Source organism: Mucilaginibacter sp. (assembly GCF_028288225.1).
Lineage (GTDB): Bacteria > Bacteroidota > Bacteroidia > Sphingobacteriales > Sphingobacteriaceae > Mucilaginibacter.
Genome location: NZ_JAQBOC010000033.1, coordinates 140,185 through 165,336, shown reverse-complemented (window position 1 = coordinate 165,336; position 25,152 = coordinate 140,185). Strand labels below are relative to the sequence as shown.

The 25,152-nt window shown below is 39.9% G+C and carries 26 protein-coding genes and 1 pseudogene; 8 read left to right on the top strand and 19 right to left on the bottom strand.

The window, feature by feature from the left end:
- The 6 genes and pseudogenes from rplB to JWQ54_RS10605 form a co-directional block, all read right to left on the bottom strand.
- Positions 1 to 364: pseudogene (gene rplB / locus JWQ54_RS10630) on the bottom strand (50S ribosomal protein L2); the annotation flags it as partial.
- A 9-nt stretch (positions 365 to 373) separates the two neighbouring features.
- Entirely contained in the window at positions 374 to 664 is a 291-nt protein-coding gene (gene rplW, locus JWQ54_RS10625; protein ID WP_299584247.1) for a 50S ribosomal protein L23, read from the bottom strand.
- Between the two features lie 2 nt (positions 665 to 666).
- Positions 667 to 1,296 carry a 50S ribosomal protein L4 gene (gene rplD / locus JWQ54_RS10620; protein ID WP_299584245.1) on the bottom strand — a complete coding sequence of 210 codons (630 nt, stop codon included), beginning with the start codon at positions 1,294 to 1,296 and terminating at the stop codon, positions 667 to 669.
- Between the two features lies 1 nt (position 1,297).
- Complete coding sequence (gene rplC / locus JWQ54_RS10615) at positions 1,298 to 1,915, bottom strand: 50S ribosomal protein L3 (RefSeq protein WP_299584243.1); 618 nt, start codon at positions 1,913 to 1,915, stop codon at positions 1,298 to 1,300.
- A 461-nt stretch (positions 1,916 to 2,376) separates the two neighbouring features.
- The gene (locus tag JWQ54_RS10610) at positions 2,377 to 2,721 is read right to left on the bottom strand and encodes a hypothetical protein (RefSeq protein ID WP_299584241.1); all 345 of its coding nucleotides are present in this window, start codon (positions 2,719 to 2,721) and stop codon (positions 2,377 to 2,379) included.
- Positions 2,711 to 2,968 (bottom strand): hypothetical protein, encoded by a 258-nt coding sequence (locus tag JWQ54_RS10605; protein ID WP_299584239.1) that lies wholly within the window; start codon positions 2,966 to 2,968, stop codon positions 2,711 to 2,713. Before JWQ54_RS10605 ends, JWQ54_RS10610 begins: the two co-directional genes overlap by 11 nt.
- Positions 2,969 to 3,303: 335 nt before the next feature.
- Between JWQ54_RS10605 and JWQ54_RS10600 the strand changes: the two genes are divergently transcribed.
- Positions 3,304 to 4,662 carry a hypothetical protein gene (locus tag JWQ54_RS10600; RefSeq protein ID WP_299584237.1) on the top strand — a complete coding sequence of 453 codons (1,359 nt, stop codon included), beginning with the start codon at positions 3,304 to 3,306 and terminating at the stop codon, positions 4,660 to 4,662.
- Between the two features lie 164 nt (positions 4,663 to 4,826).
- Complete coding sequence (locus JWQ54_RS10595) at positions 4,827 to 6,239, top strand: C45 family peptidase (protein ID WP_299584234.1); 1,413 nt, start codon at positions 4,827 to 4,829, stop codon at positions 6,237 to 6,239.
- 72 nt (positions 6,240 to 6,311) lie between these two features.
- On the opposite strand, the gene JWQ54_RS10590 is transcribed toward JWQ54_RS10595, so the two are convergent.
- On the bottom strand, positions 6,312 to 7,571 hold the full coding sequence (locus JWQ54_RS10590; protein WP_299584232.1) for a prephenate dehydrogenase: 1,260 nt from the start codon (positions 7,569 to 7,571) through the stop codon (positions 6,312 to 6,314).
- Positions 7,572 to 7,701: 130 nt separating this feature from the next.
- Here JWQ54_RS10590 and JWQ54_RS10585 point away from each other — a divergent pair, with 130 nt between their 5' ends.
- The 3 genes from JWQ54_RS10585 (at position 7,702) to JWQ54_RS10575 (ending at position 10,138) form a co-directional block, all read left to right on the top strand.
- Complete coding sequence (locus tag JWQ54_RS10585) at positions 7,702 to 8,421, top strand: hypothetical protein (RefSeq protein WP_299584231.1); 720 nt, start codon at positions 7,702 to 7,704, stop codon at positions 8,419 to 8,421.
- An 11-nt stretch (positions 8,422 to 8,432) separates the two neighbouring features.
- Positions 8,433 to 8,879 (top strand): hypothetical protein, encoded by a 447-nt coding sequence (locus JWQ54_RS10580; protein WP_299584228.1) that lies wholly within the window; start codon positions 8,433 to 8,435, stop codon positions 8,877 to 8,879.
- A gap of 140 nt (positions 8,880 to 9,019) precedes the next feature.
- Positions 9,020 to 10,138, top strand: a complete 1,119-nt coding sequence (locus JWQ54_RS10575; RefSeq protein WP_299584226.1) for a metallophosphoesterase — start codon at positions 9,020 to 9,022, stop codon at positions 10,136 to 10,138.
- A 379-nt stretch (positions 10,139 to 10,517) separates the two neighbouring features.
- On the opposite strand, the gene JWQ54_RS10570 is transcribed toward JWQ54_RS10575, so the two are convergent.
- From JWQ54_RS10570 to JWQ54_RS10540, 7 genes are all read right to left on the bottom strand, one after another.
- Complete coding sequence (locus JWQ54_RS10570; protein ID WP_299584223.1) at positions 10,518 to 10,733, bottom strand: hypothetical protein; 216 nt, start codon at positions 10,731 to 10,733, stop codon at positions 10,518 to 10,520.
- 120 nt (positions 10,734 to 10,853) lie between these two features.
- A complete protein-coding gene (gene rpsJ / locus JWQ54_RS10565) occupies positions 10,854 to 11,159 on the bottom strand; it encodes a 30S ribosomal protein S10 (RefSeq protein WP_022830652.1) in 306 nt (101 codons plus the stop codon).
- A gap of 180 nt (positions 11,160 to 11,339) precedes the next feature.
- Positions 11,340 to 13,451 (bottom strand): elongation factor G, encoded by a 2,112-nt coding sequence (gene fusA / locus JWQ54_RS10560; protein ID WP_299584220.1) that lies wholly within the window; start codon positions 13,449 to 13,451, stop codon positions 11,340 to 11,342.
- Between the two features lie 106 nt (positions 13,452 to 13,557).
- On the bottom strand, positions 13,558 to 14,025 hold the full coding sequence (gene rpsG / locus JWQ54_RS10555; protein WP_299584217.1) for a 30S ribosomal protein S7: 468 nt from the start codon (positions 14,023 to 14,025) through the stop codon (positions 13,558 to 13,560).
- An 18-nt stretch (positions 14,026 to 14,043) separates the two neighbouring features.
- Positions 14,044 to 14,466, bottom strand: a complete 423-nt coding sequence (gene rpsL / locus JWQ54_RS10550) for a 30S ribosomal protein S12 (protein WP_096350116.1) — start codon at positions 14,464 to 14,466, stop codon at positions 14,044 to 14,046.
- Between the two features lie 265 nt (positions 14,467 to 14,731).
- Entirely contained in the window at positions 14,732 to 14,944 is a 213-nt protein-coding gene (locus JWQ54_RS10545; RefSeq protein WP_299584215.1) for a hypothetical protein, read from the bottom strand.
- A 167-nt stretch (positions 14,945 to 15,111) separates the two neighbouring features.
- Positions 15,112 to 15,240: a hypothetical protein gene (locus JWQ54_RS10540; RefSeq protein ID WP_299584212.1), complete on the bottom strand. Its 129-nt coding sequence runs from the start codon at positions 15,238 to 15,240 to the stop codon at positions 15,112 to 15,114.
- A gap of 740 nt (positions 15,241 to 15,980) precedes the next feature.
- Between JWQ54_RS10540 and JWQ54_RS10535 the strand changes: the two genes are divergently transcribed.
- The 3 genes from JWQ54_RS10535 to JWQ54_RS10525 all read left to right on the top strand — a co-directional run bounded on the left by JWQ54_RS10535 (position 15,981) and on the right by JWQ54_RS10525 (position 18,705).
- Positions 15,981 to 16,505 (top strand): hypothetical protein, encoded by a 525-nt coding sequence (locus tag JWQ54_RS10535; protein WP_299584209.1) that lies wholly within the window; start codon positions 15,981 to 15,983, stop codon positions 16,503 to 16,505.
- Positions 16,506 to 16,589: 84 nt separating this feature from the next.
- Positions 16,590 to 18,344 carry a DUF885 domain-containing protein gene (locus JWQ54_RS10530; RefSeq protein WP_299584206.1) on the top strand — a complete coding sequence of 585 codons (1,755 nt, stop codon included), beginning with the start codon at positions 16,590 to 16,592 and terminating at the stop codon, positions 18,342 to 18,344.
- Between the two features lie 58 nt (positions 18,345 to 18,402).
- Positions 18,403 to 18,705 (top strand): hypothetical protein, encoded by a 303-nt coding sequence (locus tag JWQ54_RS10525; RefSeq protein WP_299584204.1) that lies wholly within the window; start codon positions 18,403 to 18,405, stop codon positions 18,703 to 18,705.
- A gap of 128 nt (positions 18,706 to 18,833) precedes the next feature.
- Here JWQ54_RS10525 and JWQ54_RS10520 read toward each other — a convergent pair whose 3' ends face one another.
- The 5 genes from JWQ54_RS10520 to JWQ54_RS10500 form a co-directional block, all read right to left on the bottom strand.
- Positions 18,834 to 18,956, bottom strand: coding sequence for a hypothetical protein (locus JWQ54_RS10520; protein WP_299584201.1), 123 nt, complete (start codon positions 18,954 to 18,956; stop codon positions 18,834 to 18,836).
- 163 nt (positions 18,957 to 19,119) lie between these two features.
- Positions 19,120 to 19,809, bottom strand: coding sequence for a hypothetical protein (locus JWQ54_RS10515; RefSeq protein ID WP_299584198.1), 690 nt, complete (start codon positions 19,807 to 19,809; stop codon positions 19,120 to 19,122).
- A gap of 230 nt (positions 19,810 to 20,039) precedes the next feature.
- Positions 20,040 to 22,058: a M1 family metallopeptidase gene (locus JWQ54_RS10510; protein ID WP_299584195.1), complete on the bottom strand. Its 2,019-nt coding sequence runs from the start codon at positions 22,056 to 22,058 to the stop codon at positions 20,040 to 20,042.
- Between the two features lie 259 nt (positions 22,059 to 22,317).
- Positions 22,318 to 22,665, bottom strand: coding sequence for a Spx/MgsR family RNA polymerase-binding regulatory protein (locus JWQ54_RS10505; protein ID WP_299584192.1), 348 nt, complete (start codon positions 22,663 to 22,665; stop codon positions 22,318 to 22,320).
- Positions 22,666 to 22,677: 12 nt separating this feature from the next.
- Positions 22,678 to 25,110 carry an outer membrane beta-barrel family protein gene (locus JWQ54_RS10500; RefSeq protein WP_299584189.1) on the bottom strand — a complete coding sequence of 811 codons (2,433 nt, stop codon included), beginning with the start codon at positions 25,108 to 25,110 and terminating at the stop codon, positions 22,678 to 22,680.
- Between the last annotated feature and the right edge of the window lie 42 nt (positions 25,111 to 25,152).

Here is a 25,152-nt window from a genome sequence, read left to right as displayed (position 1 = left end):
TGTCGCCTGACAGAACAACCATACCTACAGTTAATCCTTCAGGAGCTATCATATATCTTTTTTCGCCATCGGCAAAGTGCAATAATGCTATACGTGCCGACCGGTTAGGATCATACTCGATAGTTGCCACTTTTGCAGGGATATCAAATTTATTACGTTTGAAATCTATTAACCTGTAAGCTTGTTTATGGCCACCACCTAAATAGCGCATGGTCATCTTACCGCTGTTGTTACGTCCGCCCGATCTTGTGTTCACCGAAACCACCAACGTTTTTTCAGGAACGTTAGTTGTGATATCCGATGTACTGGTATCAATGCGGAAGCGGGTACCCGGCGTAACCGGTTTAAATCTTTTAACTGCCATCTTTATATATTATATACCACTATAAAAATCAATTATTTCTCCGCCTTTCAACGTAATGATCGCTTTTTTGTAAGTTGCAGCGCGGCCGCTAACGGCGCCTGCCTTAGTATTGCGGGTCTTTAGTTTTCCAACGTATTTCATAGTGTTTACAGCTTTCACGTTAACACCATACATAGCCTCAACGGCTCCTTTGATCTGAATTTTGTTAGCTCTGTGATCAACTTTGAAAGCATAACGATTAAGCTTCTCTGTTAATTGAGTTACTTTTTCAGTAAGTAAGGGTTTCTTTAAAATTTCCATAATTACTTAGTTAATGCTTCCTCCAAAGTTTTAAGAGCACCTGTGGTTAAGATCAGCTTGCCTGCGTTTAACACATCATAAGTGTTTAGCTGGTTTGCCAGGATAACCTTAGTTTTTTTCAGGTTTCTGCTTGATAAATAAACATTGTTATTTGCAGCGCCTAATACTAAAAGTGTTTTCACATCACTAACATTAAGATCTGCTGTAAGCTGTATGTAGCTTTTTGTTTTGATCGAGTCAAAAGTAAAGTCTTCTACAACTACTATGCTGCTGTCTTTTGCTTTGTATGATAAAGCAGAGTTACGTGCCAGTGATTTAAGTTTCTTGTTTAACTTGAAACTGTAATCGCGCGGCTGCGGACCGAAAACACGGCCACCACCATTAAATAATGGAGATTTTACACTACCTGCACGGGCACCACCGGTACCTTTTTGCTTATATAATTTGCGGGTTGAACCTGCAATTTCGTTACGCTGTTTTGATTTGTGTGTACCTTGACGCTGATTAGCTAAATACTGCTTAACATCAAGATATATTGCGTGATCGTTTGGTTCAATACCGAATACGGATTCAGGAAGTTGCACCTTGGCACCTGTTTCTTTACCTGATACATTTACTACGTTAACTTCCATCTTATTTATCCACTATTACGAATGAACCCTTAGCTCCCGGGATGGAACCTTTAACAACCAACAGATTTTGCTCTGCGAAAACTTTCACAACCTGAAGGTTCTGAATTTTAACGCGCTCATTTCCCATCTGCCCGGCCATACGCATACCTTTAAATACACGTGAAGGCCATGACGAAGCTCCTAACGAACCTGGTGCACGTAAACGATTGTGCTGACCGTGAGTTTGCATACCCACACCACCAAAACCGTGACGCTTTACCACACCCTGGAAACCTTTACCTTTTGAGGTACCAACCACATCCACAAAATCGCCGATCTCAAAAATCCCAACGGTAACAGTGTCACCTAATGATTTTTCATCCTCGAAAGTTTTGAATTCAACCAGTTTACGTTTTGGTGTAGTACCGGCTTTTTGGAAATGGCCTTTTAAAGGACCTGTAGTGTGCTTGTCTTTTTTCTCGCCATATGCAAGCTGAACAGCTGCATATCCGTCTGTTTCAACAGACCTGATCTGTGTTACCACGCAAGGGCCAGCTTCGATTACTGTGCAGGGAATATTTTTTCCTGCTTCATCGAAAATGCTGGTCATTCCTACTTTTTTACCAATAATTCCTGACATTTTCTTTTTTAGTTTGTGTCCATCGAAGCAGTAGGGCTTCGTTCAAGACATATTATTTCCCCCGTAAGGGACGGCAAAGATAGAACTTTTACATTAATTGTCAAATAGTTAATGAGTTATTTTTTTATAAATTATTTTGAGGGGGATTTTGAGGAGAAATAGTTGATTAAGTGAGGGGTTGGATGGGTGGGATTAAGTTAATAAACAGGAGATATTTTTAAACAACGTTTATTAAACTGTTGTATATACGTTAAAATTTCTTTTATCCTCACTTGGATGTTTGAAATTAAACAGTTTGATTGTCCTTTTGGTAATCCTCAGAATTAGAAATCGTGACTAAACCAAACGTCTGTCTTTGTGAGTGATATTCAACCAATCATCATTTCTACCTTAAATAAATTTTGAAGATTTGCGAAGTTTTGAAACCCTCGTAAATCTGAAATTTTCAACTACCTGTACTACTATCTAAGACTTTTAATTCTAATCAATAATTGTTCTTCGGCTATAGTGCTTAATGATGATTTATCATATATGGATAACAGGAAAATCTCCTCGTTCATAAATCTTACATGAGTAATTACCCTGGCTCCGCCAGATTTACCCTTATTTTTTGAGGATATGCTCATGCATATTTTATAACAATTGTTACCAATAGATTCTCCTGACCTCGGGTTTTCATTCAAGAGATTGATAACTGCTTCTAAATCCTTTTTTAAAGAGCCATGCTTTTTTAAAGAGCCATGCTTTTTTAAAAGCTTTTTAAACTCCCGCTCAAAAAACGGGGTAAAATTAATACTATAGCTCATTTAACAATCGGTCGATCGTTTTGGCTTTAACCTTTCCTTGTTGGTGCAGGTTTACAAACTCAATGGCCTCATCAAACTCCTTTAAAAATTTCTTATCCTTTCGCGATAGTTTTTCTGTGACATGGGTTAGGTTTCTGTCCTCTTTTGAATTTGAATCACTAATAATTACTTTCCCCCCTAACTGTTCAATCAAATCTGACAGTGTCTTTTCAATCTTTTCCGGAATTTCAATAGTGAGCGTTGTCATATAACAAATTTAAGACAATTACCTTGAATAATAAAAAGTTTAGGCTCATTCAATTTACAAAAATTTCAAAATTTGACAGCTACAATTAATATTGTAACTTATATTAACTTTTACCATGGAGATGGTTCAGACACTCCGAAGTTTTGAAAATTAATCACCTTATTAGGATAATGAATATCCCGTTCCAGTTGAATGGATTTATTGGAATGGATTAGTATTATTATACTTGATATTGTAAATATATTTGGGAAACTAATATATATTATGCATATTTTTACATATGTAAATCATACCTATCCTTACCGATTTTAAACGGGTTTCCTAACTATTTTAATATGAACCTCTACTATTTAAAAAAAATCGGCTTAAATGCATTAACTGTATTGTTAATGCTGTCAATATCACCAATGGTGAAAGGTCAACTTCTAACTAAACTAAGTAAAACATTTAATGAAGGGGCGGATGTGGTGAAAAGTTTAGGAAGACTGGCAGATGCCACGAAAATGACCGCTGCCCAGTTTAATAAAAATGTTAAAGTGGTTAAAGGCACTCCTGCAGGCCAGGGCACCCCGGCAACCCCGGTGCCTGTAGTTGGCAAAGCTACTGAACCTAAATTTAAGAACGGGAAATTCACAAACTTTACCTGGGAGCCTGTATCATATTTTGATGGCCAGCTATTCCCATCAAGTATTATTTGCATGTCGACCTACAGGGGGCAATTAACACCAATGTTAGAGGCAATAAGCAGGCCTTTGGGCTTTAGAATAATCAGCAAGTCATCTAATATCCCGCTTCATTGGGAGATAGAATGTGTTGAAAAAAAATACTTTGATAAACTTACCGGAACTATAGTTTTCCAGGATGCCGGCAGGGAAGTAGACCTGCAGCCGGAGTTACCCTGGAACTTTGAAACATTAGGTAATCAATTTAGCAGCGCCCCATTAAATGTATACTTCAGAATTTTTGATGATGACGGGAATAAAGAAGAAAAAACAATACCAATTTATATAAGAAGCATAAATGATTGTATTACCGGTTATAAAGATCAGTCATTAGATTTTTTATTTACAGGCTATATCCAGGAACAACATCCCGAAATTGATAAAATATTAAAGGAAGCCTTAAACACAAAAATGATAGATGCCATTTTAGGTTACCAGGGCGGTGAAAATTATGTAGATCTGCAGGTTGCAGCTATATGGAGAGTTTTACACGACAGAGGGTTCCAATATAGCAGTATTACAAAAACTACAGGTAATAATGCTGCTATTAATAGTCAGCAAGTTCGCTCATTTGATAATTCAATAAAAACAAGCCAGGCAAATTGTGTTGATGGCACAATAGTGTTTGCCTCAATTTTAAGAAAAATAGGGATCCATACTTTTCTCGTTTTGCCGCCAGGTCATTGTTTTTTAGGTTACTATGCTGATAATGCAAAAACTAAAGTACGCTATCTCGAAACTACTATGCTCTCTGAATCAGGTTACATTGACAGTAAAAATAAAACCATTTTGCTTAGTGCTGCAAAAACTCCAGCTGCAAAAACCGTAGTTTATAAAGAATTATTTATTGCTGCGATAAAGAGCGCAAGTATTGAATTTGCACAGGAAAAAGCAAAAAACAGTGTTCAAACAATAGATGTTGATGAAATGCGGGAATTAGTCAGGCCCATGCCTATTTATAGTAAGCTGTAAAAAAAATGCTTTAAGTAGATAAAGCAATGTGTACCTGCCCCAAATGCAAACACTCATTCTATAATAAAAGCCAGTCGCATTCCTGTGGCAGCTCTAATTTGCAAAACCCGCCCAATATTTTATCTTTACCTTATGAAATGTTTATACCCTTTGCTTATCAGTCTATGAAATTAAACATCACCCGCTTTTTAAGCATTTGCATCATAATAGTGCTATTTAGCTGCAAAGAAAACCCAAACAAACATAGCCGCCTTGGCAACGCTACCCGCGAGGATAAGAATGGCTGGATCTATGTACACCTTGCAGGTTCACCGGCTGATATTGGATATCAGCATGGCTTTTTGGTTGCCAAAGAGATTGATACCTTAATTAAGGTGATGCAATATTACCTGCCGACTACCAGCGGTAAGGATTGGGCTTTTTACCGCGCTGCCTCGCAACGGTTTTTATGGAAAAAGATTGATAAGGAATATCAGGAGGAAATAAAAGGTATTGCAGAAGGCCTGCAGGCAAAAGGCATGCAGTATGATACGCTGGATATTATTGCCTTAAATGCCAATATTGAGCTGTCACAATACTACGTTGCTGGTCTGAATAATAAAGTTAAACCGGGCAGCGGCGATAATAAAGCACCGGGCAATTGCAGCGCTTTTATTGCCACCGGCAGCTTTACAAAAGATCATAAAATTGTGATAGGCCATAATAACTGGACAGATTATATTGTTGGCGAACGCTGGAATGTAATTGCTGATATTAAACCCGAAAAAGGGAACCACATGCTGATGGATGTAGCACCGGGCTTTATCCATAGCGGTGATGATTTTGTAGTAACCAACAGCGGGATTTTAATTACGGAAACTACTATTACCGGTTTTAAAGGCTTTGACACTACCCGCACACCCGAGTTTGTACGTGCACGTAAAGCGGCGCAGTATGCCCGCAGCATTGATGATGTGGTAAAAATAATGACTACCGATAACAACGGCGGCTATGCAAACGACTGGTTAATAGGCGATACCAAAACCAACGAAGTTGCCAAGCTTGAGCTGGGCCTTAAGAATTATAAAGTATGGCGATCAAAAGATACGGCGATTATCGGGTCGAATTTTCCGAGTGACCCTAAGCTGATAAAGGAGGAAACCACCTTTAAGGTGAATAACAAGGAAAGTTCACCTAACGCCCGCAGGCTGCGGATGGAAAAACTGGTAGCTGTTGATTATAAAGGGAAGCTTGATGAGGGCACCGGTAAAACAATTGAAGGTGATACTTATGATGCGTTGCACGGCAAAAATGCCTACAACCGCTGTGTAATTGACGGGCATGTGGATGAAGACCCCGTTGGTGTTCCTGAATGGAGTGAGGGTCCGTTTTACCCGATGGGCGCTGTACAGGGAAAAGTTAGCAGCACGGCACTGGCTAAAAAAATGTCGCTATGGGCACATATGGGTCACCCGGGTGGCGCTGATTTTTTAGCTGCTCCCTTCTTTAAAAAGCATCCGGAGTATTTTAAAACCCAGGGCAAATATTTAAGGGATATGAAAGCTTACCCGTGGACGTTGTTTAGCGCGGACCGGTGATTTAATATGATTAAATGATTTCGCTGATTCTTGATCCATTAGCGAAATCATTTAATCATTCTAATCAACGACTTATTCACTCATCAACCTTCGTATCAACTCCGCGCTCTGTTTATTTCCTTCTTCCAGTCTTCCGTCAAAAAATGCCTGCACATCATTAAACTGCCTTTTGTAACCTTGCATATCACCATGACCAATGATTGACGACCATTCCCTTACGGCCGAGTGAAACTCCAGATCATCACCACGGATGGTTTTATCATATAAAGCAGTTACTATCGATTCTTCCAGGAGTTCTTCATTTTTAAACAGGTATTCGGCTATGCCAAGGCGCAAACGAAACGGTGGAGTTTGACAGATGAGGTTATCATAAGGGTTTACTCCCAAATGGTACCAGGCATCAACCATACTTAAGATACTTAAATGAGAATTAGGCTTTTGTTGCTCCGGCTTTTGAGAGAGGGAAAATTCCTTCATCACCGAATCATTCAGCATAATAGGCTTGCGGCTTTCATGGAAAACAAAATCCCGGGCACGGTAAAGCCTGGCCCTGAATACTTCCTCCTCCTCCTTTATCATCAGCTTAAATAATTCCGATTCAGATACCGCATAACGCTTCACTTGCTGCCTGGCATACGGATTAAGGATAGCCAGGCCGGCATAAACGTGCGCCTTATAGCTAAAGATGCGCAGCGTGGTCAGGATCTTTACATTATCAATACCACCTATGTACGATGCATTTTCCCATGGAAAAAACCCGGCCTCTTTCCAGGCAGTGCCCATGCTTTCAAAACCAACATGGGTTACAGCCTGCGTATCGGCAACTATTTTATCATGCTCATGGTAATCGTTCATCTCCACAATGTCTGACCCTATTGCTGTGAAAAGATCCAGCATCCGTTGGTATGCATCATCATCTGCGCGATGACGGATCAGGATCAGCGTTTGTCCTTTAGGCTTAAAGCCGGGGCCATGCATCCCGTGAAAAGTAATAATTTGCGCATCAGCGGGCAGGTATTTCTCAAACGTGGTAATCTCCGGGGTTTTAACGGATGTTTGTCCGGCCACGATAGCGCCATATTTTGTTGATGAACCACATTCGGCAACAACCTGCAGCATCTTGTCGGCCTCAACCGAATAGATGATCAGATCACAAATTCGCGATACCTCCAACCCGCTATCCATAATTTTAATATGGTAAGGAGAAAGTTCTTCTTCCAGCCGGTTGCGGTTTTCGGGAAGATCGCAGCCGCAAACCTGGTAACCCGCATCTGCAAAAGCTTTGGCGTACAAACGCCCCATATCACCTAAGCCAATAATGCCTATATTCATGCTGCTAATATAAGTATGAGTAGCAAAATTCCGTACTAAACCTTACATTCGCTTTTATAAAAGGGGTTTTTAACACAATAAAAACCTTAAAAGCCCTGTTTTGTTAATATTATTGAACCAAATTTATACTATGAACAAGCTTTTTATTGTAAAATTATTCATCATTATAACGTTGATTTTCGCTGGCGCTGCTCCTGTTTTTTCAAATAACAATAAAAATTTTGTTGCTGTGCATAAAACACTTATGCAAATCCCTGCTGCTAAAGCGGCACCCGTGGAAGTAAAACAAGCGCCGGCTTACAAGCTGATCCACAGGAAACCTACCAAGGAAGACTCGGCCCTTATGCGGGATAAAACATTGAGCGGGCAGTATAAATATCTTTTAACTAAAACATATCACATCCAGGAGCCCTTTATTACCTCATTTTATAGAAATTTAAAAGATACAATAAATGTTGAGCGCCGTAAACTGCAGGAAGCCGAAACAAAGCTTGCTGCCCAAACTAAAACTACCAGCGACCTGCAAACCAATGTAAGTGAAAAAGAAAAATCGCTGGCGCAATCAAATGCCAGGGTTAATTCGGTAAACTTTTTGGGTATTTATATTGATAAATCTGTTTATAACCTAATAATGTGGGGGCTGGTGATTGTATTGGGCGCTACTGCCGCAGTGGTGATAGTCCGTTCGGGAAGTCACAGCCGCGAAGCCAGGTATAGGATAAATCTTTATAACGAGCTTGAAGAAGAGTTTAAAACATACAAAGCAAAGGCTAACGAAAAGGAAAAGAAACTTGCCCGCGAGCTGCAAACTGAGCGCAATAAGCTGGATGAACTGTTGGGAAGAAGTTAAGTAACCACTGCATGAAAGCCTACCTGTTTGGATGGAACCCTGCTAAATGGGAATGGCCCGGTCTGGATGACGACATTGAAAAGCTTAAAGCCGCCGGAACATTGGAAGACAACTGGAGCGTGGTAAGCCATAAAACCATTCAATCCGGCGACAGAGCATACATTGTACGGGTAGGTGTTGAGCCCAAAGGAATTTTTGCTTCTGGTTTCATTACTTCTCAGCCTTATCAAGCATTTAGAAAAGGCAGGGCATATTATCGAATTGAGATTACGCTTGATGTTTTACTCCATCCGGGTAAAGAGCAGATCCTTGCTATGGAGATTTTAAAAACAGGCAACCTTGCTGAACAAAACTGGACGCCGCAGGCATCAGGCATATCTATAAGGCTGCAATTGGTTGATGAATTAGAAGGTGTTTGGCTTAACTTTTTAGGTACGAAAGAGGAATTTAATCTTTAAAACAGATCCGTCATAAAACCGGCTTTTCGCATTTTCGATTGCGATAAAGCAGTGGAGTTTTATATCTTAATATTGTATTTATACAATCAGCGTATATTTGCATTTGATGGTATCATCGCAACTATCATTCATAAAATATTATGTCCGTAAAAAAACGCAATCCGCGTATCCGGCCGGTCTTTAAAGTATCAGCTATAGATGATCAGGAAAAGTTTAAACCATTACCTCCCCCATCCGGAAGCCCTCCTTACCGGCTTAATATTGAAAGGGTTTTACCTGGAATTGATCAAAACAAACTTGTTTTTCACATGGTGGGAGATACCGGCAGCCTGCGTTTACCTGGTTTTCAGAGGTTAGTAGCTAATGAAATGACGCTTCAATACCAGAATGCGATTACAGATGCAGATCGTCCGCAGTTCCTGTTCCATTTGGGCGATGTAGTTTATAATTTTGGACAAGCATCACAGTATTACGACCAGTTTTTTTCTCCATATAAAAATTACCCAGCACCCATATTTGCTATTCCCGGAAATCATGATGCGGATGTTGACCCCTTAGATCCTGAAAAACCACAAAGCCTGGATGCTTTCAGAGCAGTATTTTGTAATACAGAGGTGAAATCAATAGACCTTGCAGGTGATACTAACCGCAAAACAAACATACAACCAAACATATACTGGACCCTTCGTACTCCTTTAGCTGATATTATTGGTTTATGTAGCAATGTCCCAAAATTTGGTACTGTAACTGAAGAACAGAAAGATTGGTTTATCAACGAACTAAAAACACTTTCCGCTGGAAAAAAAGCGCTTATTGTGTGCATTCACCATTCGCCTTATTCGGCTGATATAAATCACGGCTCCAGCCTGCACATGCAGCGATTATTGGATGAAGCATTTTCTGCCGCCAACGTATTGCCTGATATCGTATTTAGCGGTCATGTGCACAATTATCAGCGGTTTAATAAAACCTATCCCGGTGGAAAAGTAGTTCCGTTTATAGTAGCCGGTGCCGGCGGTTATTCTGACTTACATGAATTGGCTGAGCCTAACGATCCTCAATTTCCGGATGAAAGCAGCCTGCTTAACGATGTTGAATTAAAAAACTACTGCGATGAAGCGCACGGTTTTTTGAAGATCAAACTCTCAAAAGAAAAAGAAGGTATTGTTTTATCCGGTGAGTATTATACTATCCCGCATACTGACTTAAGCAATACAGGCGCCACCTTATATGATTCTTTTACGGTAAGTATTAATTAAAGATCTCTGGAGTTTATAATTTCAAAATAAGCGGGTTCGAGACAAAGGAAAGGCTACTCTTTACAGAATGGCCTTTCTTTAATATCTGGCTTATCATAAAAATATTGGGTCTTGCCTGTTATCCCAGAAAAATAAAACTATTATGATGGAACCGTCAATCTCATAAAACATTGAGCAGTTTCGATGGATAAAAGCTTTGCGGATGTTCACGTCAAAGCTATCAACTTAAACACGAACGGCGCAGATGAAATTATTTCCAGAACGTGGGCAACCCTCTCTTCAAATTGGTCTGCATATTTTGCGCCCCACCTGTTTTCAACCTGAATTCTGATATCTTGAAACGTTTCTGTCGCCGCCTCAGAAATTACTACTTCATAGGTCATCTGGCTGACAAAAATCTTTTCCTAAATTCCTCTAAGGTTATCGTACGGCCAGCCTTTGCATCCTCTTGCCCTCTTTTAATGCCGTCTATTACATGTTGAGGGAGTTCTTCTTCAGCGTCATCATCCTCAAAAAAAGAGATGTTATTCGCCTCTAAAAAATCAGCGATCATTTTTTCCTGATCCCCATTTGGGTATAACAAATAAGTCTTCATAAATCAAAAATACAAAATACAAGCAAAACAAAAAAGCCACCTCTTTCGAAATGGCTTTTCTTTATCTTGAATCCTGATTTTTATATCCAGATTCTAAACAGTCCGGCTCTTCCGGTACTATCACACCTTGATCTCAACTTCAACACCGCTTGGCAATTCAAGCTTCATTAAAGCATCAACAGTTTTTGAGTTTGAACTGTAGATATCCAATAAGCGTTTGTATGAGCATAATTGAAATTGCTCACGTGCTTTTTTGTTTACGTGCGGTGAACGCAATACTGTGAAAATTTTCTTTTCAGTTGGTAATGGAAGCGGTCCGCTTACTACAGCGCCTGTAGGCTTTACTGTTTTTACGATCTTCTCAGCTGATTTATCAACCAGGTTGTAATCGTACGATTTCAATTTAATTCTGATCCTTTGGCTCATTTTGTTTTTTTTTATGATGATTTCACCGATTTACTGATGATTTCACCGATTTGATTTTACCTCCCCTAAGAGCTATTTGTTAGGGTTAGTTGATTATTTATTATGATTTCACCGATTTTTAGAAGATTACACCGATCTAAAATCGGTGCAATCATTTTTTATAATCGGTGTAATCCGAAATTATGCATTCGCAGCAGCTTTTTTGCCTCTTGCTTTGGCAACTACTTCTTCCTGTACGTTACGTGGCGCTTCAGCATAGTGATCAAACTCCATGGTTGAAGTAGCACGGCCGGATGTGATGGTACGTAACTGCGTTACATAACCAAACATTTCTGAAAGTGGTACAGTAGCTTTAATTACCTGTGCACCTGCACGAGAGTCCATACCTAACAGCTGGCCTCTGCGACGGTTCATATCACCGATAACGTCACCCATGTTTTCTTCAGGGGTTAAGATCTCGATTTTCATGATCGGCTCAAGCAATACTGGTTTACATTTTGGCAATGCCTCACGGTAAGCCGATTTTGCAGCTATCTCGAAAGATAACGCATCTGAATCGACCGCGTGGAACGAACCATCAATTAAACGTACTTTTAAGCTTGTTAACGGATAACCTGCCAACACACCATTTGCCATTGAAGCAGCAAAGCCTTTTTCAACAGATGGAATAAACTCACGTGGAATTGAACCACCGCTAATTTCATTCACAAACTGTAAGCCTTCTTTACCTTCATCATTTGGAGATATAATAACCTGTATATCGGCAAATTTACCACGACCACCGGTTTGTTTCTTGTATGTTTCGCGGTGCTGTGTAGTACCTGTTATAGCTTCTTTATATGCTACTTGCGGAGCACCCTGGTTAACTTCTACTTTAAACTCACGTTTTAAGCGGTCCATGATAATATCAAGGTGAAGCTCGCCCATACCTGAAATTACAGTCTGGCCGGTTTCTTCATCAGAGTTTACACGGAAAGTTGGATCCTCTTCAGATAATTTACCTAAAGCCATACCTAATTTATCTACGTCGGCCTGTGTTTTAGGCTCAATAGCTAAACCGATAACCGGCTCAGGGAAATTCATTGACTCAAGAACGATCGGGTGTTTCTCATCACAAAGTGTATCGCCTGTTTTAATATCCTTAAAGCCTACTACCGCAGCAATATCACCTGCCCCAACATTAGGGATAGGGTTTTGCTTGTTAGCATGCATCTGGAAGATCCGGCTGATCCGCTCCTTGTTGCCAGAACGCATATTGTGAATATATGAACCTGCCTCAAGGTTACCTGAGTATACGCGGATAAAGCACAAACGGCCCACAAACGGATCGGTTGCAATTTTAAACGCTAATGCTGCAAATGGCTCTTTTTCTGATGGCTGACGAACAATTTCTTCGCCTGTATCAGGGTTTGTACCAACAATACCATCAACATCCATAGGTGAAGGAAGCAATTCCATCACGTAATCAAGCATGGTTTGTACACCTTTATTTTTGAAAGATGAACCGCAAACCATAGGAACAATCTTAGCATCTAACACAGCTTTACGTAAAGCGTCAAGCACTTCGCGCTCAGTAATGGTATCAGGAGCATCAAAGAATTTCTCCATCAGGCTCTCATCATAGTCAGCTACTGATTCAAGAAGTTTCTCTCTCCACTCAGTTGCTTCCTCTATCATATCCTCAGGGATAGGCACTTCAGTAAAGGTCATACCTTTATCATGCTCATTCCAAACAATACCTTTCCAATTAATTAAATCAACAACACCTTTAAAGTTCTCTTCAGCACCAATTGGTAATTGTAAAGGAACAGCGTTGCTGCCAAGCATGCTTTTTACCTGTTTTACAACATTTAAAAAGTCGGCACCCGAACGGTCCATTTTATTAACGAAACCTATACGGGCAACATTGTAGTTGTTTGCAAGTCTCCAGTTGGTTTCTGATTGTGGTTCAACACCATCAACAGCTGAAAATAAGAACACTAAACCATCCAATACACGTAATGAACGATTTACCTCTACGGTAAAATCCACGTGTCCCGGTGTATCAATAATATTGATGTGGTATTGGTGGCCTCTGTATTTCCAGTCGATAGTAGTAGCAGCCGAAGTAATGGTAATACCACGCTCCTGCTCCTGCGCCATCCAGTCCATTGTAGCCGCACCCTCGTGTACCTCGCCAATTTTATGACTAAAGCCCGAGTAGTATAGTATACGCTCCGTAGTTGTGGTTTTACCGGCATCAATGTGAGCGGCAATACCTATATTTCTTGTATATCTTAGATCTCTTGACATGTCTTTTTAATGATTGAATTAGTGAATTGGCGAATGAGTGATTTTAATATGTCCTTATTATTAACAAATCACTAATTCGCTCCCTCACTAATTCACTAATTTCCTATTAGAATCTAAAGTGTGAGAACGCCTTGTTAGCCTCAGCCATTTTGTGCGTATCTTCTTTCTTTTTCACTGCTGCACCTTCACCTTTAGCTGCTGAGATGATCTCGCCTGCTAATTTCTCCATCATGGTTTTTTCACCGCGACGACGGGCATAACTGATCAGCCATTTCATACCTAGAGCTACTTTACGTTCCGGACGAACTTCTGTAGGCACCTGGAAGTTAGCACCACCAACGCGGCGGCTTTTTACTTCAACAGCAGGCATTACATTGTTTAAAGCCTTTTTCCAGGTATCCAATCCGTTTTCGCTGGTCTTCTTTTCAACAATTTCAACTGCATTATAAAATATGGCGTACGCGGTTGACTTTTTACCATCATACATCATGTTATTTACAAACCTGGTTACCAAAATATCATTGAATTTTGGATCAGGAAGAAGGATTCTTTTTTTTGGTTTTGACTTTCTCATTATTACTATCCTCCTTAATTATTTTTTCTTTTTAGCCGGTGCACCTTTGGTCGCAGCTGCTGCCTGACCTGGTTTAGGGCGTTTAGTACCATATTTACTTCTGCGTTGGTTACGACCTGCAACACCTGATGTATCTAATGCACCGCGGATGATGTGGTAACGTACACCTGGCAAATCCTTAACACGGCCACCGCGGATCAATACAATTGAGTGTTCCTGTAAGTTGTGTCCTTCACCAGGGATATAAGCATTCACTTCTTTTCCGTTGGTAAGGCGCACACGGGCCACTTTACGCATTGCTGAGTTTGGTTTTTTAGGGGTAGTGGTATACACACGTGTGCATACTCCTCTTCGCTGTGGACAGCTGTCCAACGCTGGCGACTTACTCTTGTCAACCAGAGCTACTCTACCTTTTCTAACTAATTGTTGAATAGTAGGCATTCTTCCTTTTTTTGTTTATTTGTTTTTAACCCGGTTTTCGGGACTGCAAAAGTACGGACTTATTTTTTGATTTTCAATAGGTTATTGAAAAAAGTTGCGGGTTTAAGTTGTAGAGGCCGAAAGGGTTGTAAAAGTTGGGGTTGTGAACTAAGATTTGTTGGATTTAGAAGATCCGGGATTAGCTAGTATTGGGCATACTGAAATCCGTTGACCCTAAGATTCTCCGTTCTTGGCCTTTTTCAAAAAGAATTCGGTAACGCATATATTATTTACCATCAAAAATATCAGAAATGGAATAAAATTTTGCCTTTCCCTCCTGTATCTTTTTAACTTCTTCCAGTCCCTGTTTTATTTGATTTAAAAGACTCGCCTTTTTTGCAGCCTGCTTATCTGTAGATATCGAAATAATCTCTCCCCTCATATCTTTAACAATAGCAGACAGTTTGGTTTTAGCTTTCCACGGAACTTGTATGATCATCGTGGTCATAAATCAAAGATACTTCATAATCAATATTTTTACAACTCTAAAAATCAGCATCAAAATAAAATCGGAGAAATCATTCAATCAAAAAAATCAGCATTCAAACAAAAAGCCCCGGATTACCCAAGGCTCTTTATACACACTTCACTTATCCTAAAACAATCTTAATAATCACGGTGATAATGGTGATACCTATGCGAATGTCCTCCATATCTGCCCTCCACATAACAACCATAAGTTACTGATACTATGGCGCTTACTAAAAGCGCAAATGCTACAAATTTCTTTTTCATGGGTTTAATTTTTAATATCAACATCCTTAATTGGGGCGTTTGTATGTTTGATGGATTTAAAACCGAAAGGATTAACCGGGATGCAAATATTGTCCGATCTATGATTTTCAGGAGGTGACTACCGCTTTTTAGCCTGCAGCTAAAACTTCTTTGGCCAGCTCACGGCCAAACCCGGTGGAGCACCCGGTTATAAACCATACTTTGTTTTTCATAAATAAATGTTTTCAAAGTTGATGAACCATCCTCCCGGGTTTAATTAGCCGGGAGGATGGTTACAGGTAGATTTCTAATAGCAAAATAACAGTTAACAAAAGGAATGTTTGTCAGGGGAGTTTAATATTGGAAAGTATTTTTTCTGTGGGATGCAAATGCTGGTAAAAAATGCTTCTCTCCGGGGCCAAGGGTAATCAAATCAGAACTGGCCATCAATTTTAATCAACTCAAAAACTAAAACACACTGATTATAAGTAAATTACATTAATTCATCAAAAAGTATTAAATTTATATGGTCTGATTATCAGATACTTACACCTATTTATTAACCGGGTCAAACATTAAAATCCTGATAATCAACATGTTTCACAGCGTTCCGCCCCGTTCCGCGGAAAAAATGGAACGCTTTGTCAGCGTGCAGCTCGTGCCCCCTTTGACGAGGAGGCAAAAAAGGTGAGCAAAAGCAAACACAATGCACCAGTGAACTAAAACCATTTTCAATATCTTTGATAACTAACCAAATCCGAATGAGAAAACTAAGCCTCCTGCTTATTGTGCTGCTAACTATCGCAATAAGCTACAAAACTTCAGCTCAAATTATCACCAAATACGGTGACAACGTAAGCACGCTTGATGGCATTATGAAAGCCTATTATGATGTGGTTACTGTTAAAAAAGGCGGCAAAGTTTATTTTGAGCGTGATAGCCTGCTACATTGGCCGGAAGCCAGGGTGGGTGCCGTTAATATTTCTAAAAACGGTAAGCCAAAGCTCAGCTACATCAGCCTGAAAGAGTTTCACCGCCTATCTGATGCGATGCTGGAGAAAGATGGTTTTGATGAACATGAAATCTCGCGCAAAACAGAAAAATTTGGCGCCATATATCATGTATGGAGTACCTATGAATCGCGAAACGAGCCTGGCGGACCAATTATTGAGCGCGGCATCAACAGCATCGAGCTTTTTAATGACGGAACCCGTTTCTGGATCCTGGGCTGGTTTTATGATGGCGAGCGAAAAGATAATCCAATTCCTGCCGAATATCTGCATTAAAGTAGCCGGTTATTATATTATTAGTCATTGAAAGTATATAGATTTACTGATTATCGAATAATAACTGACCCAAGAGCCGGATCAATGAGAAAATTCCTGTTATTAATCCCAATAGCACTATTATTTAGCTGCGAACAAAAAACACCCGCTACCACTACACCGGTATCTGGTGATGCTGCATTTCAAAAACTAGCTGATGATTACCTTACCGGCTACCTTGCATGGCGACCTGCAGCAGGTGTTGCATTGGGTTTTCATCAATATGATGGCAAGGTTACGGATCTGAGTAAGGAATCAATTGGTAAAGAGCTTGGGCGACTTAAAGATTTCGACCAGCGCCTAACCGCAACAGACACAACTACATTAAGCACAAAAACATTTTACGACTTTCGCATCCTTAGATCGGCCATAAAGAACGAGATCTTTAATTTCGAAGATATGGGTAACTTTGATAAAAACCCCATGACCTACGCCGGAGCCGTTGATATAAGCATTTACATAAAACGCAACTTTGCCCCTCTTGAAGATAGGGTAAAATCAATTATTGCGATAGAAAAAAATGCTGCCAATGTATTTACAGCAGCAAAAGGCAACCTTAATGATTCGCTGGCAAAACCTTATATCCAAACAGCTATTGAAATTGCGCACGGATCGGCCGATTTTTTAGGCGGTGATTTAAAGATCGCTTTAAAAGATGTAAAGAACGACTCATTAATGAAGGTGTTTAATGCTACTAACAAAACTGCTATTGCTGCCATAAACGGATTTGCAACCTGGCTGCAAAAGGAGAAGCTGCCAAAAGCAACCAATAAATATGCAATCGGCGAAGTCAGCTATCAAAAAATGCTGCTTTACAGCGAAGATATTACGCTTACTCCGGAAAAAATACTGGCAATTGGCCTGAGTGAATTAAAGAAAGAACAGGCTGTTTTTAATGCTGCGGCAAAAACCATCAATCCAAACAAAAAACCGGTTGAGGTATACCGCGATCTGCAAAAGGAACATCCAACTGCCGAAAACCTAATCCCCGAAGTAAAGAAAAATGTAGAGGCTATCCGTAAATTTTTGATTGATAAAAATATTGTGTCAATGCCATCAGTGGTAAATTTAAAAGTTGAGGAAACTCCCAAATTTGCACGCGCAACCAGCACGGCATCAAATGACGATCCGGGCCCGTTTGAAACCAAAGCCACCGAAGCTTTTTATTATATCACCCCGGTAGATCCAAAATGGAATGCCAAACAAAAGGAAGACTGGCTAAGGCAATTTGACTATTACACTACCGATAATATCACCATTCATGAAGCCTACCCGGGTCATTATACCCAATTTTTGCACTTGAATGCATCATCTGCAACTAAAATTGAAAAGGTGTTTAGCAGCTATGCCTTTGTTGAAGGCTGGGCGCATTACTGCGAAAAAATGATGGCCGATGAGGGTTATGGCCACAATGGCGATACTATAAAGGCAGCCAAATTCAGGCTAACACAATCGGGGGATGCATTGCTGCGCCTGTGCCGTCTATGCGTATCCATTAAAACCCATTGCCAGGGAATGAATGTTGATGATGCAACCAAATTTTTTATGGACAACTGGTACCAGGGCGATAAGCCATCTCGCCAGGAAGCCCTGCGCGGTACATTTGATCCGGGTTATTTGTTTTATACGATAGGGAAATTAGAGATCCTGAAACTTAGGGCAGATTATGAAAAACAGGAAGGCAAAAATTTCTCTCTCAAAAAATTCCACGATGAAGTATTAGACCATGGGATGCCACAAATAAGGCTGTTGCGCGAAGTGATGCTAAAGGATAAAAATAGCTGGGGTGATGTAATGTGATTTTTTTTGATTACACTGATTGGAGATTGATTACACCGATATTTTAAGCAATACCAAAATGATTTATTATACGCAACTTATTTTTATAAAGCCGGGGTGCGAGCAGGAGTTCCATGCTTTTGAGGAAAAAGTGTTACCGCTTTTGAAGGAATATAATGGGGAACTTGTTTATCGCATCAGGCCCGCTAAAAGTGCATTTGTTGAAAGCAGCCGGGAACTGCCCTATGAGATCCATTTAATAACTTTTAGCAGCAAAGCTGATTTTGAGCGTTATAAAATTGATCCGAAGCGGCTGGATTTTATCGAAATGAAAAACAATTCGGTGGAAAAGATAATTTTAATTGAAGGTTTCGCATTGTGATGATGCTGGTTAGTTTAACACTAAGGATTTAGTAATTGCAGGCAGGCAGAAAATTAAAATGCACCGACTATTTCACAATCTCCAAATAATCGGTGTAATCATTCTCCAATCAGTATAATCATGAAACATTAATGTGCCGGTGCTCCTGGTGGGGCTGGTGGTGGTTTCATGTGCCTTGGCGGCGCGCAATTTGTGCTCAATGCCGCATATACAGCAGTAAGCAACACCATTGTTATAACTTTCTTTCTCATAGTGGTATATTTTTAATTATAACCACTTCAAACCGGCAATTGTTTTATTCATACCATCAGCTTAACATAATGTTAATGACTAATGACTAATGACTAATGACTAATGACTAATGACTAATGACTAATGACTAATGACTAATGACTAATGACTAATGACTAATGACTAATTCCCTCCTATCAGGCTTTGTACCTTACGCTTTTCGGGCGGTAATGCCAGGTATTTTTTGTAGCTGTCATTAATATAAACTGCCAGGGATGTATTGTCGTTACCTTTTATAAATGAATAGGTTGGACGGTATAAAACCATAAAATCATCAAGATCGCTGCCTTTTAATGGCACAATACTGCCAACATAGGCTCTTGTAAATACGGCATCAATGCGCCGCTCTTCTTCTTCTCTTTTAAAATAACGTTTAAGCCTGCGTGCATCTTTAGCGTCCTTGCCAAACCATGTGGTTGGCGATAATATATAAAGCTTGCTTTTGGTATAAATTTCGGGATATTCTTTATGTGCATCAAATGCCTGTTTTGTTGAGCTGATCTTAACTTCACGTAATGCTATGCTTTGGATTACCATCTCTATTTTTTTAGGCGACAGATCAATCAAATACAAGGTATCAGATACATAACCCGGCGAATCAAATATGAGCAGGTTCCCGGTTTCGGCTTTTATGCTGAAATTTCCGTCCTTATCAGTAAGCGCTAATTGCTTATTGTTGGTGTTCCTTATAAAAACATTGGACAGTTTATTACCGCTCCCTCTTTCATATACAGTACCTTTTAAAAGCACTTGTGCATTTACAGATCCTGCTATTAACCCTAGCAGTACAACCAAAATATACTTTATTTGCATGGCAGATGAATTACACTGTTAATATAAACCTATTTTTAATGATAAAGGTTTTTACTTTAACATTTTACACAACCCTGTCTCAACCTATTTATTTTATACCAAAAAAACACCTTAAAAACAAGGACCCGGCAAAAACCGGGTCCTTTTCATCAAATCTCTTATCACGCTAAAGGAGTCCTTCGGAGTAATCTTTTTCTCCTAATCTCTAACCTCCGGTCTCTAATCACTAACTACTGTTTCTTCCAAACATTATTAGCCTCATTATAATCAGGCAATACTTTATCCGGATCATAAGTAACAGATTCTATAGCTTCGGTTGACGGATACTTAAACTTCCAGCTGCTGTTGCGTTCCCAGATCTCTACAGACAATTTAACCCTTTCTGTTTTACCGCTAACGGTTTTAACTTCAAGTATTACCGGCATTGCCATTTTTTCAAGGTTATCAATAGTAATGTATGCCCCTTTTGCAGGGTCATTGTCAACATAATCAACACTACGAACAGATACATCCAGGCGCCAGTTGTTAAGGAACCAGCCTCTCCAAAACCATTGCAGGTTTTCGCCGCCCGCATTTTCAATAGTGCGGAAAAAGTCATCAGGTGTTGGGTGTTTAAAGGCCCATTTTGCAATGTATGTTCTGAATGCAAAATCAAAACGCTCAGGGCCTAAGATCTGCTCACGCAATAAGGTAAGGCCGGCACCCGGTTTTGAATAAAGCAATGTTCCTGTGTTTCTTTCTTTAAGGTTAGCAGGCTGGCTCAACATTGTCTCTAAACCAGGTGCGGTAAATGCGGCTCCGGCAATGTGCATACTTCTTGGCTTTCTGTTATACTCGCCATTATCGAAGTCAGCAGTGGATAGTGTATTGATAAAAGTATTAAAACCTTCATCCATCCAGCCATACATCCGCTCGTTTGAGCCTACTATCATCGGGAACCAGGTGTGGCCGAACTCATGGTCGTTAACACCCCAAAGCTGTCCTTTTTTTGCACCTGCTCCACAGAAAACAATGCCTGGATATTCCATACCACCAACTATACCTGCAACTGCAGTAGCTGCCGGGTAAGGAAACTCAAACCATTGTTTTGAATTATATTCAATTGATTTTTTAACATACTCTGTTGAACGGCCCCAGGCATCAACACCATCGCTTTCAACCGGGTAGGCTGAAATTGCTATTGATTTTTTACCGCTTGGCAGATCCATTTTGGCAGCATCAACGATAAACGATGCTGACGAGCCCCATGAAGCATCGCGGGCATTCTTTATTTTAAAGTGCCAGGTTAAGGTTTTTTTACCTGCAGGGCGTGATGCCGGGTCAGTAACCTCAGTTGCAGAACGGATAATTACTGTTTTTTCGCTTTTTTCGGCTTCAGCCCAGCGTTTTAATTGTGTTGGCGTATAAACTTCCTGCGGATTAAGCAACTCACCAGATGCTACTACAATGTGGTTAGCAGGAGCAGTAATGCTCAAATCAAAATCTCCATACTCCAAATAAAACTCGCCGGGACCTGAATAAGGGATAGTGTTCCATCCATAAACATCATCATAAACGCACATACGTGGGTACCATTGCGCTACCTGAAAGATCTTTCCATTTTTAGTGTCCTGAATGCCCATCCGGTCTGATCCATAATTTGGCGAAATAAATGAATATTCGATCTTCAATTTTACCTGGCCGCCGGCAGCTGCAACTTCCTTAGGTAGGTAAACCTGCATCCGGGTGTCCGAAACCAGGAACTTAACTTCGGTCATGGCGCCTTTAAGGCCAATCACCTTTATCGATTTTATTTTAAAGCCGGCGTCGAAATCCTGGCCACGGCCCCAGTTACGACTAACTTGCTTCGGCGGATTTCCAACCCATGGTACTATTTGACTTCCCCTTGAATCGGCCTTAAAAAGATTTTGCTCAAGGTTCATCCATAAATAGCCAAGCTTTTGCGGGCTGTTGTTGGTGTAAGTTAATACTTCTGATCCCGTAATTTCATTGGTTTGATCATTCAGCGAGGCTGCCAATTGATAATCGGCACGGTTTTGCCAGTATTTTGGGCCCGGTTCTCCATCCGCAGCACGATATTCTGATCCATTTTTTGCATAAAATAATGGACCGAAAGCTTCATGGTAATCATAATTAGTAGCCGGCGGGGTTGCTGGTGTAGCTTGTCCGGCAGGAGTCTGTTGTGCCTGGCTAACACCGGTTACAACAATAAAAGCCAGTGCAAAACCAGCTAATAGTTTTAATTTCATTTTGAGGTCAGTTTGTAATTTACGGCAATTATACTACAAATTAAGTAATGCTGTAGTACGTAAAATGATTGTTACCATTATGTTAGCCAATAAAATTAAAAAATCACCCTTATAGGGTGATGGTTATTTTTAGTTGAGTGGTTGATTAAGTTAGATTGAGTTGAAGACAAATCCTTTTAAACCAAATCCACTCAATTAACAGCTCGCTTAATCAACTTAAAATTTCCTTTAACCTAACCTAATCAACTCAATCAACCACTCACTTAATCAACTTACTTTCATACACCCCTTCATCAAACCCAAAAAATAAAAAACCGCCATCTTCAATAACCGGGCGTTTTATCATGCTGGTTTTTTCCTGCAGCAGCTTTAAAGCATCTGCACTGGTTTTTACGTTTTCTTTTACTTGTGGGTCAAGCTGTTTCCAGGTAAGGCCCTGTTTGTTTATAAACTTTTCATAACCGGCTTTAGCATCCCACTCCTGTAACTTTTCATTGCTTACACCAAGCTTTTTAAAATCGTGAAATTCATAGGCCACATTGTGGGCTTTTAGCCAGTCGAGCGCTTTTTTTACAGTATTGCAATTGGTTATTCCGTATACCTTCATATTGCAAAGCTATTAATTTCCGCTGGCAGGTTTAGCAGCGCCTTTTGTATCATCATTGTCAATACCACGCTGGTTCTTTTTAATATCTGCTTTAAGCTTACCAAAGCGGTAGTTAAACCCAATGTTAAATGACCTGTAAGGATTTACAGAAGAACTGGTTTGGTAAAATGCAGGGTCACGGGTATAGCTGTTATAGGTACGGTATTTACTGTAAGGATTATTTACGTTAAAAAATAAAGATCCTTTTTTATTCAATATATCTTTTGAAGTACTTACTGAGGTAAACACATTTGAGCTTGACTTACCCTGCAGCAAAATATTTGCACTGTAAAATCCACCGTTTATACCGGCACGCCAGGTGTCGGTTATGCGGTAACCGGCATAAACAAATGTATAACCTTGTATCCCCCTATTGCTAAGTTGGCGGCCATTATAAAATCCGTTTATCCAAACATTTGATACCCGGCTGTTAATATTAATATTGAATTTTTTAGTAATAGGGTAGTTAAAACCTGCATTTAAGCCCAGATTTTTATTACTGCCCAAATTTTCATTAGTTGTATAAGTAATAGTATCAATAAGCTTGCTCACACTCTGGATAGAATTATTTGAAAATGAATAAGACAAACCAAGGTTTAATGAACCTTTTGAAAACTTGCTGTAGTTAAGCTCAAAAGAGTGATTTAGTACCGGCTTCAAATCGGGATTCCCGGTGCTGATAAATTTGGGATTTGTTTTGTCAACAAAAGGGTTCAGCTGATAAATATCCGGCCTTTGAATCCTGTTGGTGAAACCAAAGGTAAAGCTTGCATTGTTTTTAAGCTTGCGCTGAATTGATATTGATGGAACAACATTATTATAACTGCGGTCAACATTATTTAGCTCCGAAATAAAATGAGCATTTATGTCGGTGCCCTCCACCCTGAAACCTGCCTTTACTCCCCAATTATTTAAATTATATTGGTAAGTGTTGTAAAAGCTATATACATCCTGGTTGTAATTAAAATTATTGGTGCTGGCAGGATCAACCACGTAAGTTTGCGTCGAGTCGATAAAGTTGCTGTTCCCAAACTGGCTTGAACTTTTTCTTAATATTGCTTTAAAGCCGCCTTCAATTGTAATATTTTTTAAAGGATGGATATAATCGGCTTGGATAGTTTGTTCTTGTGTCCTGGCATTGTTGTGCTGTAAATAACCTGGTTGGCCGTAATCAAACCTATCTGTAATCGTATTTATGATATTATTGGTATTGGGCTGGTTTGAAAATTTGTAGCTAAAAGTTAATAAACGATCCTTCTTATGTTTAAAACCCAACTGGTAGTTTATCCCAAAATCCATCCCTTTATAGGTTGAAACACTGCTATTGTTTATCCTGTAACTTTGATTTAGCAGATTGTTATGATTAAACTGGTTCGAAAACTGATCATTTTCTCCATTATTATGACTATCGTTAAAGTCTATTGATCCGGTTAACAGGTTTAGAGTATCAATCTCGTAGCTTATTTCAGTACTGGTATATAAGTATCTTCCGCTGTTAACGCTGGTTGACGCCTGGGTTAAATAGGTTGCACTATCACCATAAGTTTGTCGCGTAGAATGCGATGAAGCATGACGTTTTATCTGATCTCCGTAACCTGTATAGTTTGATATTCCCAGCTTTCCCTGTTTTACGGTGAGTGAAAGGCCTCCGCCCGGTCCATAAAGACTGTTATAACGCAGGTTAACACTTCCATTATATCCCTGGTCTATTTTTTTATTAGTGATAATGTTTATTATCCCTGCTAAACCTTCGGCATCATATTTTGCAGGCGGGGTGGTAATTATTTCTATCTTTTGAATGCTGCTTGCCGGCATCGACTTAAATACATCCGATGGGTTATGGGCAACCAGTGATGATGGTTTACCATTGATCAGGATCTTGTAATTACTGCCACCTTTTAGCTGGATATTATCGCTTGCATCAACAGTAACCAGTGGTACCTTGCGCAGCATATCCAAAACGTTTTGTGTCTTAGTTTCGGGGTCGGCTTGCACATCGTAACTTATCCTGTCAATCTCCTGCTTTACCACAGGCCTTAATGCCGTAACCGAAACTTCCTTTAATTGATTTTTTGCGGGCGATAATGTGATGTTCCCGACGTTTATTTCCGTCTCATCCCCTGTTATTTTAATGATTTTATCTTTATACCCTACGGATGCAAGTGTAAGCTGGTATGCTTTTCCTGTTACGGTTTTTAATTCAAAAGTGCCGTCGTCTTTTGTCAGCCCGCCTCTCACTGATTTTTTGGTCATTGCATCCTGCAGGGCAACGGTAACATAACCCACAGGCTTATTTGTTACCGAGTCAATAGCTGTGCCTTTAACAGTTAATGCTTGTGGTGCAGGTTGAGCCAATACTGTGGCCGACAAGTAACAGCACAGGGCCATCAGTAAAAGTCGTTTCATTTGGTTTTTTGGATGTTTTGCGCGAAGATATTAACCCCATCC

Bases quoted from the DNA above. Each gene is read 5' to 3' on its own strand.
- rplW (WP_299584247.1), bottom strand. From the start codon at position 664: ATGGAAATTTTAAAGAAACCCTTACTTACTGAAAAAGTAACTCAATTA.
- JWQ54_RS10595 (WP_299584234.1), top strand. From the start codon at position 4,827: ATGAAATTAAACATCACCCGCTTTTTAAGCATTTGCATCATAATAGTG.
- JWQ54_RS10585 (WP_299584231.1), top strand. From the start codon at position 7,702: ATGAACAAGCTTTTTATTGTAAAATTATTCATCATTATAACGTTGATT.
- JWQ54_RS10545 (WP_299584215.1), bottom strand. From the start codon at position 14,944: ATGATCATACAAGTTCCGTGGAAAGCTAAAACCAAACTGTCTGCTATT.
- JWQ54_RS10580 (WP_299584228.1), top strand. From the start codon at position 8,433: ATGAAAGCCTACCTGTTTGGATGGAACCCTGCTAAATGGGAATGGCCC.
- JWQ54_RS10510 (WP_299584195.1), bottom strand. From the start codon at position 22,058: ATGAAATTAAAACTATTAGCTGGTTTTGCACTGGCTTTTATTGTTGTA.
- JWQ54_RS10525 (WP_299584204.1), top strand. From the start codon at position 18,403: ATGATTTATTATACGCAACTTATTTTTATAAAGCCGGGGTGCGAGCAG.
- JWQ54_RS10500 (WP_299584189.1), bottom strand. From the start codon at position 25,110: ATGAAACGACTTTTACTGATGGCCCTGTGCTGTTACTTGTCGGCCACA.
- JWQ54_RS10575 (WP_299584226.1), top strand. From the start codon at position 9,020: ATGTCCGTAAAAAAACGCAATCCGCGTATCCGGCCGGTCTTTAAAGTA.
- rpsJ (WP_022830652.1), bottom strand. From the start codon at position 11,159: ATGAGCCAAAGGATCAGAATTAAATTGAAATCGTACGATTACAACCTG.
- rpsL (WP_096350116.1), bottom strand. From the start codon at position 14,466: ATGCCTACTATTCAACAATTAGTTAGAAAAGGTAGAGTAGCTCTGGTT.
- JWQ54_RS10530 (WP_299584206.1), top strand. From the start codon at position 16,590: ATGAGAAAATTCCTGTTATTAATCCCAATAGCACTATTATTTAGCTGC.
- fusA (WP_299584220.1), bottom strand. From the start codon at position 13,451: ATGTCAAGAGATCTAAGATATACAAGAAATATAGGTATTGCCGCTCAC.
- JWQ54_RS10590 (WP_299584232.1), bottom strand. From the start codon at position 7,571: ATGAATATAGGCATTATTGGCTTAGGTGATATGGGGCGTTTGTACGCC.
- JWQ54_RS10540 (WP_299584212.1), bottom strand. From the start codon at position 15,240: ATGAAAAAGAAATTTGTAGCATTTGCGCTTTTAGTAAGCGCCATAGTA.
- JWQ54_RS10520 (WP_299584201.1), bottom strand. From the start codon at position 18,956: ATGAGAAAGAAAGTTATAACAATGGTGTTGCTTACTGCTGTATATGCG.
- rplC (WP_299584243.1), bottom strand. From the start codon at position 1,915: ATGTCAGGAATTATTGGTAAAAAAGTAGGAATGACCAGCATTTTCGAT.
- JWQ54_RS10515 (WP_299584198.1), bottom strand. From the start codon at position 19,809: ATGCAAATAAAGTATATTTTGGTTGTACTGCTAGGGTTAATAGCAGGA.
- rpsG (WP_299584217.1), bottom strand. From the start codon at position 14,025: ATGAGAAAGTCAAAACCAAAAAAAAGAATCCTTCTTCCTGATCCAAAA.
- JWQ54_RS10600 (WP_299584237.1), top strand. From the start codon at position 3,304: ATGAACCTCTACTATTTAAAAAAAATCGGCTTAAATGCATTAACTGTA.
- JWQ54_RS10570 (WP_299584223.1), bottom strand. From the start codon at position 10,733: ATGAAGACTTATTTGTTATACCCAAATGGGGATCAGGAAAAAATGATC.
- JWQ54_RS10505 (WP_299584192.1), bottom strand. From the start codon at position 22,665: ATGAAGGTATACGGAATAACCAATTGCAATACTGTAAAAAAAGCGCTC.
- rplD (WP_299584245.1), bottom strand. From the start codon at position 1,296: ATGGAAGTTAACGTAGTAAATGTATCAGGTAAAGAAACAGGTGCCAAG.
- JWQ54_RS10610 (WP_299584241.1), bottom strand. From the start codon at position 2,721: ATGAGCTATAGTATTAATTTTACCCCGTTTTTTGAGCGGGAGTTTAAA.
- JWQ54_RS10605 (WP_299584239.1), bottom strand. From the start codon at position 2,968: ATGACAACGCTCACTATTGAAATTCCGGAAAAGATTGAAAAGACACTG.
- JWQ54_RS10535 (WP_299584209.1), top strand. From the start codon at position 15,981: ATGAGAAAACTAAGCCTCCTGCTTATTGTGCTGCTAACTATCGCAATA.